The 13,405-nt window shown below is 64.6% G+C and carries 11 protein-coding genes; 5 read left to right on the forward strand and 6 right to left on the reverse strand.

Annotated elements, in window-relative coordinates:
- Positions 1-483: 483 nt before the first annotated feature.
- The 4 genes from RA21_RS19780 to RA21_RS19795 form a co-directional block, all read right to left on the reverse strand.
- Positions 484-1,257 carry a LamB/YcsF family protein gene (locus RA21_RS19780; protein ID WP_039152060.1) on the reverse strand — a complete coding sequence of 258 codons (774 nt, stop codon included), beginning with the start codon at positions 1,255-1,257 and terminating at the stop codon, positions 484-486.
- Positions 1,254-2,285 (reverse strand): 5-oxoprolinase subunit C family protein, encoded by a 1,032-nt coding sequence (locus tag RA21_RS19785; protein WP_039152062.1) that lies wholly within the window; start codon positions 2,283-2,285, stop codon positions 1,254-1,256. Before RA21_RS19785 ends, RA21_RS19780 begins: the two co-directional genes overlap by 4 nt.
- Positions 2,282-3,034 carry a 5-oxoprolinase subunit B family protein gene (locus tag RA21_RS19790; protein WP_019296445.1) on the reverse strand — a complete coding sequence of 251 codons (753 nt, stop codon included), beginning with the start codon at positions 3,032-3,034 and terminating at the stop codon, positions 2,282-2,284. The genes RA21_RS19785 and RA21_RS19790 overlap by 4 nt, the downstream gene beginning before the upstream one ends.
- A 111-nt stretch (positions 3,035-3,145) precedes the next feature.
- Positions 3,146-4,543 carry a methyl-accepting chemotaxis protein gene (locus RA21_RS19795; protein WP_039152065.1) on the reverse strand — a complete coding sequence of 466 codons (1,398 nt, stop codon included), beginning with the start codon at positions 4,541-4,543 and terminating at the stop codon, positions 3,146-3,148.
- Positions 4,544-4,989: 446 nt separating this feature from the next.
- Here RA21_RS19795 and RA21_RS19800 point away from each other — a divergent pair, with 446 nt between their 5' ends.
- On the forward strand, positions 4,990-6,465 hold the full coding sequence (locus RA21_RS19800; protein WP_241483533.1) for a sensor histidine kinase: 1,476 nt from the start codon (positions 4,990-4,992) through the stop codon (positions 6,463-6,465).
- Position 6,466: 1 nt separating this feature from the next.
- A complete protein-coding gene (locus RA21_RS19805; RefSeq protein WP_039152067.1) occupies positions 6,467-6,928 on the forward strand; it encodes a response regulator in 462 nt (153 codons plus the stop codon).
- Here RA21_RS19805 and RA21_RS19810 read toward each other — a convergent pair.
- Positions 6,925-7,614 carry an alpha/beta family hydrolase gene (locus tag RA21_RS19810; RefSeq protein ID WP_039152069.1) on the reverse strand — a complete coding sequence of 230 codons (690 nt, stop codon included), beginning with the start codon at positions 7,612-7,614 and terminating at the stop codon, positions 6,925-6,927. The two genes, RA21_RS19805 and RA21_RS19810, sit on opposite strands and share 4 nt — an antisense overlap.
- Positions 7,615-7,724: 110 nt before the next feature.
- Positions 7,725-9,782: a putative bifunctional diguanylate cyclase/phosphodiesterase gene (locus RA21_RS19815; protein WP_039152071.1), complete on the reverse strand. Its 2,058-nt coding sequence runs from the start codon at positions 9,780-9,782 to the stop codon at positions 7,725-7,727.
- 325 nt (positions 9,783-10,107) lie between these two features.
- Between RA21_RS19815 and RA21_RS19820 the strand changes: the two genes are divergently transcribed.
- From RA21_RS19820 to RA21_RS19830, 3 genes are read left to right on the forward strand one after another with little or no spacing between them, the layout of a single operon-like run.
- Positions 10,108-10,725 carry a paraquat-inducible protein A gene (locus tag RA21_RS19820; RefSeq protein WP_039152072.1) on the forward strand — a complete coding sequence of 206 codons (618 nt, stop codon included), beginning with the start codon at positions 10,108-10,110 and terminating at the stop codon, positions 10,723-10,725.
- The gene (locus tag RA21_RS19825) at positions 10,692-11,336 is read left to right on the forward strand and encodes a paraquat-inducible protein A (protein ID WP_193748097.1); all 645 of its coding nucleotides are present in this window, start codon (positions 10,692-10,694) and stop codon (positions 11,334-11,336) included. The genes RA21_RS19820 and RA21_RS19825 overlap by 34 nt, the downstream gene beginning before the upstream one ends.
- Complete coding sequence (locus tag RA21_RS19830) at positions 11,323-13,404, forward strand: MlaD family protein (RefSeq protein WP_052257726.1); 2,082 nt, start codon at positions 11,323-11,325, stop codon at positions 13,402-13,404. Before RA21_RS19825 ends, RA21_RS19830 begins: the two co-directional genes overlap by 14 nt.
- Position 13,405 lies beyond the last annotated feature (1 nt).

Here is a 13,405-nt window from a genome sequence, read left to right on the forward strand (position 1 = left end):
ATCAATGTCAAAGAGCATCACCTCTGAGAGACAACAATCCCGGCTGCGCTCCAATTTCTTGCTGCGCCGCCGTTCCAGCTAACCCTCGGTGGTGACCGTCAGCGCCTCAGCGCCGCCGGTGAGGGGTGTTCTATGGTTAGCGCCGGAGAGTCGCAACCCCTTTTTTGAAGTTTCTATGACTTTTTGCTTGCTGCGGCAATAAATCAATATTTTTCAAGTAGTTATGACCCAGGAAAAGCTGCGCGCGCGGCGGGGAAACGGGCTTTCAGCGGGCCGGGAGAGAACAGGCAGAACCGCCCTTTGATTGCGCCCCACTAGATGTTGGGGGGTATGACCGTAACATATACAAGCCGGACGGAGTCCAGCGAGTCGGCTGGAATCGAATCCGATGGCGCAAGCGCCGCGATTCCCGGGGTTTTCCCGGTCTGAGGCCAAAAAATCTGCCTCAGACCCTGCACCCCCAAGTGCGTCCCTTGCCGCGCCTCAGTCCCGGCGGCCAGGGAATTGCCGGATTGCGATCCCGCCTGCGGTCAGGCTGCTGCGGACGGAGGCGGCGAGTTCCACTGCCTCGGCTGTATCACCGTGCAGGCAGATGGTGTCGATCGCCGCCGGGATACGCTTGCCGCTCTCGGTGATGATCGCCCCCTCCTGGACCATTTTCAGGATGCGCGGCCCGGCCAGGTCCGGGTCGTGGATCACCGCCCCCGGCAGCGAGCGGTCGACCAGGGTGCCATCGTCATTATAGGCGCGGTCGGCGAAGATCTCGCCGCACCAGTTGCAGCCCAGCTCGCGCACCACCTCTTCCATGGCGGTTGCGGCCAGCACCATGATGATGATGTCAGGGTCCACATCCAGCGCCGCCTCGTAGCAGGCCCGCGCCATTGCGTGATCGACGCAGGCCATATTGGACAGCGCGCCATGCAATTTCAGGTGCCGCACCTGAGTGCCGGCAGCCTGCGCCATGCCCCGGGCGGCGCCCAGCTGATAGCGGATCATATTTGCCAGGGTGCCGTGCGGCACATGCATCCGGCGGCGGCCGAAGCCCTGCAAATCCAGGAACCCCGGGTGGGCACCGATGCCCACCCCATTGTCCCGCGCCAGCGCCATGGTCCGCGCCATCACATCCGGATCGCCCGCGTGAAAGCCGCAGGCGATATTGGCGGAGGAGACGATGCCAAGAAGCGCGGCATCATCGCCCATATTCCAGGGGCCGAAGCTTTCGCCCATGTCGGCGTTCAGGTCGACTGTTTTGGTCATGCGGTTTCTCCCGTCGCATAAGGGTCCGCCTCCGCCGAGACGGCCCCGCTGATCAATTGATAGGACAGCAGGTCCCGGACCGCCGCAGGATCGCGCACCAGCGGGCGGCAGGCTGCAGGCAGGCCTTTGAGTGATTTTTCGAATTTGGCCTGGATTTCCAGCCCTTCCTCCAGGCTGACCCAGCGAAAGTGCAGCGCAGCGCCGGCTTGGGCCTGTGCCACCTTGGGCAAGTCGCAGGGCAGCACGGTGCCGATCCGGGGATAGCCGCCGGTGGTCTGGCATTCACGCAGCAGCACAAAGGGCTTGCCGTCGCCGGTCATCTGCACATCACCGGGCAGGATCACCTCGGACAGGATATTGAGCTGGCCTTCGGCGGCAAACCCTTCCCCTTCCGAAACCATTTCGACTCCCATCCGGTTGGCGCGGCTGCCGCGGCTGAAACCCGTGGCAGCGAAACGGGCGCGGACTTCTTCAGGGAACAAATGACTCTGGAAGCTTTCCACGATCCGCAGTTCGCCGCCCTTGAACCGCTCGTCAGCCGCCAGCACCAGCCCGGTTTCACTGTTTTGATCCGGGTCCGCTGGCAGCAGGCCGCCGGCTTCTGCCGTCCGGCCCAGCCCGGCCATCACATGCACGGCACGGGCGCCCAGCAACGGCCCGGTGGCGATGCCGCCGCCAAGATGCAGGTAGCCGTAGACGCCCGAGCGGGCAGCACCAATGGTCAGGCGCTGGCCAGCCTCCATCCGGTGCGAGGCATTCCAGGCCAGTGCTTCACCGTCCAATGCGGCCGCCATCGGCGCGCCGGTCAGGGCAATGCGCAAGGGGCCGGTGGCCTCAAACTCGCCGCCCATGCCGCCCATTTCCAGCGCCGCCAGACCCGGATCCTGCCGCAAGAGCGCCGCGCCTTCGGCCAGCGCCAGGGTGTCAGCGGCACCGCCCTGGGATATCCCCTGCCCCAGCAGTCCGGGGCGGCCCATGTCCTGCACCGATGCAGCCGGGCCGATGCGGAGAATTTTCAGGCCGCTCATGCTTGGATCTCCTGCGCTGCCGCTCCGCCGCGCAGCGGGTCAGCGTCACAGAGCTTCAGGAACTCCGTCTTGGACACCGGTTCAAACTGCATCTCGTCACCGGGGCGCAAGGCAAAGGGCTGCTCTGCACCCGGCTGGAACAGTGTCATCCCGGTCTGGCCGACATGGCGCCAGCCTGTTGGCGCCGGGTTGGAAAACAGCACGAACTGGCGGATCGCCTGCACCAGCGCACCACGTGGCACCATCGGGGTCAGTTCTGTCTGCCGCGGCAGATCCCATTCCGGCCCCAGGGAGCCGAGGTAGGGCTGGCCGGGCGCAAAGCCGATGGTCAGCACCCGCACCCGCGCCGCACTCAGACTGTCAATGGCTTGCGCTTCGCTCATCCCCGCGGCATCCGCAGCCTCCCCCAGCTGCGGCGCCAGATCGGTGCCGTAAACGGTGGGCACCCGCCAGAACCGGCGCCCTACCGGCAGCGGCGCTTGCAGCCAGTCCTGCACTGCAAGCAGCTCCTGCAGCGCCGCCTCCAGCCTCTCGTGCGGCAGCAGTGACGGTTCAAACCGGACAAAGACCGAAGCCAGCGAGGCCATGGTCTCCACCACGCCCTCCAGCTTCAGCGCCTCAACCGCGGTACGGAAAGCCAGCGCCGCCCGGTTGGAGGCTTCATTCAGGCTGCCGCCGAAGCTGACCAGAATGCCGCTCAGCCCAGCCCGCCGGATCAGCGGATATGCAGCCGCATCCTGGCTGTCCATGTATACACCCCGTCATTTTTGCGGCCAGCGTTGCGGCACCGGCGGGGCGTGTCAACACGTCAATTCAGGTAACTCCGCGAGGCTTCCTGGAACCGGTCTCAATCAGCAGCCTCAGAAGTCATCCCAGCCCTGCGCCGCGGGCAGCGCCTCTGGCGCAGGTGCCGGCGCCGGGCGCTGGAAGGCGATCACATCTGCCGCCGGGGCCGCAGCTCCGCAGCCGCTGAACTTGGACACTTCGCGGGTCAGCTGGCTGGCATCGGACGACAGCTGATGGCTGGCGGCAGAGGTCTCTTCCACCATCGCCGCGTTTTGCTGGGTCACCTGATCCAATTGCGAAACACCCAGGTTGATCTCGCTCAGAGACGTGGCCTGCTCCTTGGCACCGGTGGCAATTCCGCTGATGTGGCTGGAGATGGTGCCGACGCTGCCGATGATCTGCTTCAGCTCCAAACCGGTGCGGCCCACCAGGTCAACCCCGCTGGCCACCTGCTGCTTGCTTTCGCTGATCAGCTGCTTGATCTCGCCTGCTGCCCCGGCAGAGCGCTGCGCCAGCGCCCGCACCTCGGAGGCCACAACCGCGAACCCGCGACCCGCATCGCCGGCCCGCGCTGCCTCAACACCCGCGTTAAGCGCCAGCAGGTTGGTCTGAAAAGCGATGTCATCAATCATGCCGATGATCTTGGCGATCTCCTCCGAGGAATTCTCGATCTGCGACATCGCCGCTACCGCGTCCTCGACCACCCGTCCGCTGCGCTCCGCCGCGGTCTTGGCCTCGCTGACGATGCCTTCCACCTTCTCTGCGCCCTCGGCCGCGGAATGCACGGTAGAGGTCAGCTCCTCGATGGCCGCCGCGGTTTCCTCCAGCGTCGCAGCCTGGCTCTCGGTGCGCTGCGACAGGTCGCTGGCCGAACGCGAGATCTCATCCGCCGTGCGCCCCACCGCATCCGATACTTGGGTAACAGCACCAAGTGCCGTTTGCAGCTGCTCAGCTGACCGGTTGAACGCCTCGCCCAGTGCCGCAATATCCGCCTGCTCTGACAATGTGACCCGGACTCCCAGGTCGCCCTGGCTCATCGCGTCCAGCCCGCGCGCAATTTCCTGCAGTCCGCGGCGGCGCACAGTTACTTCTGTTGCGACTTTCACCACCTGCACAACGGTGCCATCCGGCCCTGTAACCGGCGCATATGTTGCCTGAATCCAGATGGTCTCCCCGGTCTTTGTCACCCGCGGAAACTGATCGGTGAACACCCGGCCCGACGCCAGTTCCTGCCAAAACGCCTTATACTCCGCGCTGGCTGCAAGATCAGGCGCGACGAACATCGCGTGATGCTTGCCCGCAATTTCTTCCAGACTGTAACCCATCGCAGCCAGGAAATTGGCGTTTGCGGTCAAAATGGTGCCGTCCGGCTTAAACTGGATCGTGGCCTGGGTGCGGTCGACCATTCCGCCAATGATTTCGGCGCTGCTGGCCTGTTCTGCGGGCTTGGCCGGCTTGGATCTGAAAAACATTCTACCTCTCTGCACGTTCCTGATTCTAAAGGGAGTCGCGCAAAGCTAGCGTCAAACCGAGAGAAAATTCTTAACCCCGGCAGGTTTGCCTCTGCCGCCCCTTGCAGGCCCGGAACGGCCCTGACCGCTCCCCTTTGCAGCACCGCGCAACGCCTTGGCCGCAGCCTCCGTGAGGACAGCATCAAAAAGCACGCCGCAACCACCCTGAGTTGTGCGTATTTGCAATTTGATAACCAGGGTCAGCTCTCATGGCCCCAATCAGAACAGAAGACCGCAGAACAGCCGCCTCACTGTTGGCATGCGCTCATCCTCAAGAACAACCTTAGATTGCATTTTTCTTGATATGGCGGACTGAAACTGTAACGTGATCAGGCAATCAGCCCGCGGCAAACCATCGCTTTTGCCGGGTTTCTGGCATCTGCATCGAAAAAGGGACCGCAACAGATATGACATTTGCCCCCCAAACCCGCGCCCATCAGCAGCCGCTCTGGCCCCTTTCGACTGAACAGCGCGCCCATTTTGCTGCAGCCTTTATGGTAGCCGCCGGGTTTCTGTTCGACTACCTGACACCGCTGGGGGTAGCGGCCGGGCTGATCTACGCCGGGGTTGTCCTCTGCACCATCTGGGCAGAAAAACCCGAAACCGCCTATGTCTATGCAGCAGCCGCAACCGCACTGACATTGCTTGGCTATGTGCTGTTTCACCGTGCAGGCATCAACGAATGGGTCGTTCTGACCAACAGAGGGCTGACAGTTCTGGCGCTTTGGGCCTTTGCCTATGTCGTCTGCCGCCAAAAAACCGCTCTGATTTCCCTGGAACGCAAACAGACTGAGCTCACGGCGATACACGACAACAGTATCGAAGGGATGATCACCATCGACACCCAGGGCAGAATTCAGGACTTCAACCGCGCCAGCCAGAATATCTTCGGCTACAGTGCTGCGGAGGTGGCAGGCAAGAACATCAGCATGCTGATGCCATCCCCCCACCGGGCGGGACACGACGGCGACATCAGCACCTATTTCAAAACCGCGCAGCCAAAATTCATCGGCGCCGCCCGCGAGGTGCAGGGCCAGCGCAAGGACGGCAGCATCTTCCCGCTCACGGTATCCGTAAGCGAGGTCCGGGTGGGTAATCACATCCTGTTCAGCGGCATTGTCCGCGACATCACCGAACAGAAGCGCAAAGAGGCGGAGCGGGAAAAATTTATTGAGGACCTTTCCCGGTCAAACCGGGACCTGGATGAATTTGCCTATGTGGCCTCGCACGATCTGCGGGCACCATTGCGGGTGATCGACAATGCCTCCACTTGGCTGGAGGAGGATCTGGCGGAAACCCTGGACGAGGACAGCCGCGAAAACCTGCAGCTGCTCCGCTCCCGGGTGTCACGGATGGACCGGCTGCTCGACGACCTGCTCGAATACTCCCGGATCGGGCGCAAGACCGACCACCGGTACCAGCAGCTGATGCCGGGGTCTGAGCTGATGCAGGAGGTGCTGCTGCTGGTTGACCAGCCGGAGGGTTTCACGATCCGCATAGACCCCGCATTCGAGGGCATCCAGCTGGTGAACATGCCGCTGAAACAGATCTTTGCCAACCTCATCTCCAACGCGATCAAGCACAGTGAAACCGGCACCGGCGCGGTGGATGTGACGCTGCAGGATGGAGGCAGCCACTGGGTCTTCTCAGTGGCTGACGACGGTCCCGGTATTGAAGAAAAATACCATGAGCAGATCTTCAAGATGTTCCAGACCCTGCAGTCGCGGGACAAGGTGGAGGGCAGCGGCATGGGCCTCTCCATTGTTCAGAAACATGTGCAGCAGGCGGGCGGCACGATCTCAGTGCAGTCCGCTTTGGGGGAGGGGTGCACATTCCGCTTCACCTGGCCCAAGCAGCGGCCCGCCGCAACGGAGGGCAACTGACATGCAGGGCTGTACCGGCGCTCCCCCCCTCCAGAAAGAGCTGAAGATCCTGCTGGTGGATGACGATGACGGCGATGCCAAGGCGGTGCGGCGCGCCTTCCGCAAAGCCAACATCGCAAATGAGATCACCCGGGCCGTTGACGGCATCGCCGCGCTGGACATCCTCCGCGGCACCGGCGGAAAGGCCCCACTCACACCGCCCTATGTGCTGCTGGCGGACATCAATATGCCGCGGATGAACGGTATCGAGCTTGTCAGGGAGCTGCGCAATGACCCGGAATTGCACAGTTCGGTGGTGTTCTTTCTGACCACGTCCAGCGATCAGCAGGACATTGCAGCAGCCTACAACCTGAACGCCGCGGGCTATATCGCCAAGGAAACCGCCGGGCGCGATTTCCTGCAGCTTGTCAACATGATGGACCGTTACTGGCGGATCATCGAACCGCCTGCACCGGAACACTAACCGCCGGGTGCACGGCCTCTGCTCCTGGACTTGCCCGCACTTTCCTGCGCCAGCTCCTTGGCCCAGCCGGCAGCCGCCGCGCAGGCCGCCTCCAGATTGTGCTCCTGCCCGAACCCTGTCACCGTCTTGCGCGGCTTCAGATCATGGTCGCCATCCTCCAGCCAGCACAGGCTGATTGCAGGCGGCAGCGCGTAGCCCGCCACGTCTTCCCGGGTGCCAAAGGGATCGCGGCTGCCCTGACAGACCAGCGCAGGCGTTTTCAGCGTCTCCAGATGCGCTGTCCGCAACCGCTCAGGCTTGCCCGATGGATGAAACGGGTAGCCGAGGCAAAGAAGGCCGCAGATGCGCCCTTCAGCGAAGAGCCCGTCAGCAACCAGGCTCGCCACCCGGCCCCCCATGGATTTGCCGCCGATGATCAGCGGGCCCTCGCAGGCGAAACGGCTGACCGCGCTGAGAAACTCCGCCTGCAGCAGGTCCACCTTTGGCGGCGGCCGTTTCACCCCGCCGCTGCGCCGCGCCGCCATATAGGCAAATTCAAACCGCGCCACCCGCAGCCCCCGGCTTGCAAGGCCCGAAGCGATTGCCGCCATGAACGGAGTATCCATGGGCGCCCCCGCGCCATGTGCCAGCAGGACCGTCGGACAGCCATCGCCGCCGCCGTCCAGAAGAAAATCAATATCCGCCAAACCCGTGCTCCCCGATACCGCCCGGACGGGAGGTTAGCAGCTTGCCGCAGGCGCGGCATCCCCTGCGGCAGTTTCACTCCGGACCGCCGCCCCGGGACCCTGGCCCTGCGTCAAGCAGAGTGCTTCCTGACGTCACCGCCTTCGCCGCAGGCAATCCGCCGCATTTCCTCCTGGCTCATCGGAGTCCCGAAATAGAACCCCTGGACAGAGGCGCATTTCTCCGCCTGCAGGAAATGCAGCTCATCCTGGTCTTCCACCCCTTCGGCCAGAACCGGAATGTTCAAGGCAGACCCAAGCAGCAGCGTGGAGCGGACAATGGCCGCGCTCTGCGCGTTCCGGTGCACGCCCTTCACAAAACTCTGGTCGATCTTGATCTTGTCGAACGGAAAGGTTTGCAGGGTGGCCAGCGAGGAATAGCCGGTGCCGAAATCATCCATCGCAATGCGGACGCCGTAGTCTTTCAGCTGATGCATGACCTTCAGGGTATGCGCCTGATCGTCGATGATGCTGGACTCGGTGATTTCCAGCTCCAGCCGCTCCGGCGACAGACCGGTTTCCAGCAGAATATCCATCACATCCTCGACAAAGGACGGCTGCACCAGCTGCTGCGGCGCGACATTGACCGCCACCTGAAACGGCCGTTCCCATGTTGCCGCCTCCTTGCAGGCTTCCCGCAGGACCCAATGGCCGATCTCGCGGATCAGGCCGGTTTCCTCAGCCACCGGGATGAACTCGCTCGGTCCGACACGGCCGCGGGAAGGATGGTTCCAGCGCAGCAGAACTTCAAAGCCAACCGGCTCCAGGCTCGTGATGTCGTTCTGCAGCTGGTAGGCCAGCTCGAACTGCCCGCCAGCGCAAGCCAGCCGCAGATCGTGGACCAGCTGCAGCTTCTCCCGGCTCTGGCGGTCCATGTCCTCGCTGAACTGGCAGATCGCACCAGACGGATCTGATTTGGCCCGGTACATCGCCAGATCGGATTTGTGCAGCAGCTCCAGCGGATCGCGCCCTTCCTTCAGGCTGGTGGCCACCCCGATGGCCGCCCCCACCCGGACCGAAACATCCGCCAGGTCGATCGGCTCGATGACCGAGGCGTGCAACCGTTCGGCAAAGGCCAGCACCTGCTCGATCCGCCGGAACCCCTGTTTGACCGCAACAAATTCATCGCCCCCAACCCGCGCGATATACTCATCCGGCCCCTGCTGCCGGGTCAGCCGCAGGGCCACAGCTTGCAGCACCTGGTCGCCAACCGCGTGGCCATGCAGGTCGTTCACCTCCTTGAACAGGTTCAGGTCGATGGTCAGCACCGCCGCGCGTTCGGTCTCGTCCTTCTGCAGGCGCTCCGCCAGATCGGCGAGGAACTGAGTCAGCCACATCCGGTTGGGCATTCCGGTCAGCGGATCGTGCAGGGCCGCATGCGCCAGTTTCCGCCGCGCTTCGCTCTCAACATTGGTCTCGATGCTGGCAGAGGCGAAGCCAACCAGCAGGATCAGCCCCATCACCCCGAAAATCAGCATCCCCATCACCGCATCCGAAATGACTTCCTCAGGCACGTCCACCAGCGGGCTGAGCCGGACATTGATGGCGCTCATGCCGGTGAAATGCATGCCGCAGATGGCCCCCACCAGCAGCACCGTTGCCAGCACCCAGTTCAGCCTGCCCAGCCCCGGCCGGGCGGCGAAGATGTAGCCCCAGGCGCCCAATCCCATGCCTATTGCAAGCGACAGTGCCCGGTAACCCGGTTCCCACTGCAGCTCGCCCGGAATCAAATAGGCCTGCATGCCCGTGTAATGCATCACGGAAACCGCCAGCCCGAACACCGCCCCGGCCAGCAGCGCTGCATGGCGCCCGGTACCAAAGGCCAGCACCGTGTTGGCCGCCAGCACCCCCAGCACCCCTGCCAGCAGCGACAGGCCGGTCACCAGCGGTTCATAGCCATGCTCAAACCCAGGCTCATATGCCAGCATCGCAATGAAATGCGTCGACCAGATCGTTGCCCCGGCGATCATGCTCGACAGGCCCAGCTGCACCAGCCGCCGCCGCTCCCGCGCGCCATTCAGCCGGTTGGTCAGGCGCACGCTCAGGCAGACCCCGGTGACACAGACCAGGGCCGCGACGGCCACAAGCACATAGTTGTGCTGCTGCGTTAGGCAATCCAGAATACGGTACATCGGTTTCTCCAGGGCCGGCTTACACTGCAACAGCCAGAATTCCGCCGAAACCTTAAGGAATGGCGAAATCGGCGGCGCCGGCAGTGCCGCCAGCCTCCTGCATTTATTGCAAATACCAGGCTATTGCCTGCCTGCGCCCGCCGCCGAGCCGCGCGGCCAGCTGCAGAAACGGCCTCCGCGCAGCTGCACACAACCGGCCCACCTGCCCTGCCTGCCGGCAAAAACCGATTGAAATTCTTGCGTTCCAGGCCTCAAGTGGGCGACAGGACACCAGCCGCTGCCAGGGAGGCGCAGCGGCCTGCGTCCGCGACCGGAGACAGGTAGAATGGACTCTAAACAGCTGATTGCCTGCCCCACCTGCGACGTGCTGCACCGCGACCAGGACGTGCCTGCCCATTCCGTGGCCCGCTGCGCCCGCTGCGGCACGGTGCTGGCGGCGCCGAAGTCCGGCGCCATGACCCGGATTGCGATGCTGTCGCTGACCGCGCTGATCCTGCTGGCCGCCGCGGCGGTCTTTCCGTTTCTGGAGCTGAGCGCCCAGGGTCTGTCGCATCAGGCGTCGGTTCTGGACGCAGTACTGGCCTTTTCACAAGGCCCGATGGCGCCCCTGTCGCTGGCAACCGGCTTGCTGATCGTGCTGCTGCCCGCCGCACGCTACGGCGCGCTTGTCTATACCCTGGCGCCGATGGCCCTGGGCTGGCGCCCCGCCCCGCACGCCTTTACCGCCTACCGCTGGGCCGAACGGCTGAAACCCTGGGCGATGGCCGAGATTTTCATCATCGGTGTGGCCGTGGCCCTGGTCAAAGTCTCCGGCCTGGCACGGGTCGGGCTGGGTCCGGCCTTCTGGGCTTTTGCCGCCCTTCTGGTGGTGACCATCCTGACCGACAACGCAATTTGCAGGCTGACCGTATGGAAGACCCTCAGAACCCGCAGCGCTTCCTGACCGCCGCGGCGGCGGGACTGGCCGGCTGCCGCGCCTGCGGCACCGCCAACCCGGGCAGCGCACAGGCCTGCGCCTGCTGCGGCAGCCCGCTGCATCCCGCCGCCCGGGACAGCCTGCAGCGGGTCTGGGCCTGGCTGGCCGCCGGGCTGATCGCCTATGTGCCCGCCAATACCTACCCGATGCTGCGCACCACCGCGTTTGGCCGCACCTCCGAGAACACCCTGATCGGCGGCATCGCCGAACTGTTCAGCCACGGCTCCTATGCCGTGGCGCTGATTGTGTTCCTGGCCTCCATTGTGATCCCGGTCGCCAAATTCCTAGCCATCGGTTACCTCGCAGTCTCGGTCCGCAGGCCCGCGGCCCTTGGCAGCCACGGCCGCCTGGTGCTTTATGAGGTTGTTGAATTTATCGGGCGGTGGTCGATGATTGACGTCTTTGTGGTGGCCATCCTGACCGCCCTGGTGCAGCTGGATTTTGCCGCTGCCATCGCCCCCGGCATGGCGGCGGTCAGTTTTGCAATATCGGTTGCCTTCACCATGCTGGCCGCCCAGAGTTTTGATCCGCGCCTGATCTGGGCTGCGGAAAGCGAGAATTTGAATGACCACGCCTGATCCCGCCCCGATGCAAGTCTCCGCCCGGCGCCCCTCACCCTGGCGCAACCTGTCGCTGGTCTGGCTGGTGCCTCTGGCCGCCCTGCTGGTGTCGCTGGGGGTAGCCTGGCAGGCCTATTCCGACCGCGGTGTGCTGATTTCCATCAGCTTCGAAAACGCCTCCGGCATTGCCGCCAATGAAACCACGGTGCGCTACCGCGACGTGGTGATCGGCCGGGTTGAGAAGGTTGGCTTTTCCAGCGATCTCAGCAAGGTCTCCGTGCAGGCCCGCATCGACAAGGATGTCGCCCCCTATCTGGATGCAGATGCCGCCTTCTGGGTGGTCCGCCCGGAAGTCTCGGCGCGCGGCATCTCCGGCCTCAGCACCGTGCTGTCGGGCGTCTACATCGAAGGCAGCTGGGATCAGGACCCCGGCCTCCCGCAGACCGTATTCGAGGGCGCTGACCGGGCGCCGCTGGCGCAGCCAGGACGCGGCGGGCGGCGGATCACCCTGCGCACCGACGACGGGCGGATGGTGTCCGAAGGCGCACCGGTGCTGTTCCGCGGCATTGAGGTCGGACGCCTGGAAAAGCCGCGCCTGACGGTCAGCGGCGACAGTATCGTCGTTGATGCCTTCATCGAGGCGCCGCATGACCGCCGCATCAATTCCGCCACCCGGTTCTGGGACAGCTCCGGCTTCTCAGTCTCGATTGGCCCCAGCGGCTTGTCGCTGGACGTGGACAGCATCGCCTCGCTGGTGGCCGGCGGCATCGAATTCGGCTCCGTGTTCGACGGCGGCAATCCGGTCGGCCCCGGCACCGTCTTCGACATCCACGCAGACGAGGCCGCGGCCCGCCGCACCGCTTTTGCCCGCACCCTGTCCGGCGGCGTCGCCGTCTCGGTCGCCTTTGACGAGTCCGTCGCGGGTCTTGCCAGCGGCGCCGTTGTTCAGCTGCGCGGCGTCAAGGTAGGCGAGGTCAGCAGCCTCAACGCCTCCATACGTGACAGCGGCGAGGCTGAGGTGCAGCTGATCGCCAAGCTGCTGCTGGAACCAGCCCTGATGGGCCTGCCGCGCGGCGCGGGCGAGGCCGAGGCCCTCGATTTCCTGGAACAGGCGGTCGAAAACGGCCTACGCGCCCGGCTCGCCTCCGCCAGCCTTTTCAGCTCTGAGCTGATCGTCGAGCTGGTCACCCTGGAAGACGCCGCACCAGCGGATTTTGCCCGCAATGCCGAACCGTTCCCGCAGCTGCCCAGTGCGCCGTCGAACCTGCCGGATTTCACTGCCACCGCCGAAGGCATGCTGGACCGCATCAACGCGCTGCCGGTCGAGGAGCTGATGGCCCAGACCATCGCCACCCTCTCCAGCATTGAAAATCTGGCCGCCGCTGACAGCACCCGGCAGGCGCCCGCCGCCGCCCTGGCGCTGCTGGAAGACACCCGCGCGCTGGTCACCGATCCCGGAACCCGCGCCCTCCCGGGTGAGCTGCAGGCAGCGGTGGCCGATATGCGCGCCCTTCTGGCAGAGCTGCAGCAGGGCCGCGCCGCTGCCAATCTCGCGTCGGCGCTGGAAAAGGGCAGCGAAGCCGCGGCCGGCATTGCCGATGCCGCAGAGGATCTGCCCGCGCTGATCACCGCCTTCAACGCCCTGGCGGCCAAGGCCAATTCGCTGGAAACCGAAGAGCTGATCCGCTCTGCCCGCCAGCTGATGATCAGCGCCGACGCGCTGATCGGCACTGAGGACGCCCGCGCCCTGCCCCCGGCCCTGACCAGCGCGCTGGAGGAGATGCAGGCCACGCTGGAGGAACTGCGCCAGGGCGGGCTGGTGGAGAACGCCAATGCCACCATGGCCTCTGCCCGCGGGGCCGCCGACACAGTGGCCGCCGCTGCCGAAGGCCTGCCTGCGCTCTCGGCCCGGCTGGAGCGCCTTGTGGCCCAGTCCGAAGCGCTGATCGCCTCCTACGGCGCCCGCTCCAGCTTCAACTCCGAAACCCTGGACGCGCTGCGCGAGATCAGAACCGCCGCCCGCGCGGTTTCGCAGCTTGCGCGCAAGATCGAACGCGACCCGAATTCCCTGCTGTTTGGAAGATAAG

The organism is Leisingera sp. ANG-DT (assembly GCF_000813785.1).
Taxonomy (GTDB): Bacteria; Pseudomonadota; Alphaproteobacteria; order Rhodobacterales; family Rhodobacteraceae; genus Leisingera.

Excerpts from the sequence above, each read along its gene's own strand:
- RA21_RS19805 (WP_039152067.1), top strand. The coding sequence starts at position 6,467 with ATGCAGGGCTGTACCGGCGCTCCCCCCCTCCAGAAAGAGCTGAAGATC.
- RA21_RS19815 (WP_039152071.1), bottom strand. The coding sequence starts at position 9,782 with ATGTACCGTATTCTGGATTGCCTAACGCAGCAGCACAACTATGTGCTT.
- RA21_RS19825 (WP_193748097.1), top strand. The coding sequence starts at position 10,692 with ATGGAAGACCCTCAGAACCCGCAGCGCTTCCTGACCGCCGCGGCGGCG.
- RA21_RS19785 (WP_039152062.1), bottom strand. The coding sequence starts at position 2,285 with ATGAGCGGCCTGAAAATTCTCCGCATCGGCCCGGCTGCATCGGTGCAG.
- RA21_RS19780 (WP_039152060.1), bottom strand. The coding sequence starts at position 1,257 with ATGACCAAAACAGTCGACCTGAACGCCGACATGGGCGAAAGCTTCGGC.
- RA21_RS19800 (WP_241483533.1), top strand. The coding sequence starts at position 4,990 with ATGACATTTGCCCCCCAAACCCGCGCCCATCAGCAGCCGCTCTGGCCC.
- RA21_RS19830 (WP_052257726.1), top strand. The coding sequence starts at position 11,323 with ATGACCACGCCTGATCCCGCCCCGATGCAAGTCTCCGCCCGGCGCCCC.
- RA21_RS19820 (WP_039152072.1), top strand. The coding sequence starts at position 10,108 with ATGGACTCTAAACAGCTGATTGCCTGCCCCACCTGCGACGTGCTGCAC.
- RA21_RS19790 (WP_019296445.1), bottom strand. The coding sequence starts at position 3,034 with ATGGACAGCCAGGATGCGGCTGCATATCCGCTGATCCGGCGGGCTGGG.
- RA21_RS19795 (WP_039152065.1), bottom strand. The coding sequence starts at position 4,543 with ATGTTTTTCAGATCCAAGCCGGCCAAGCCCGCAGAACAGGCCAGCAGC.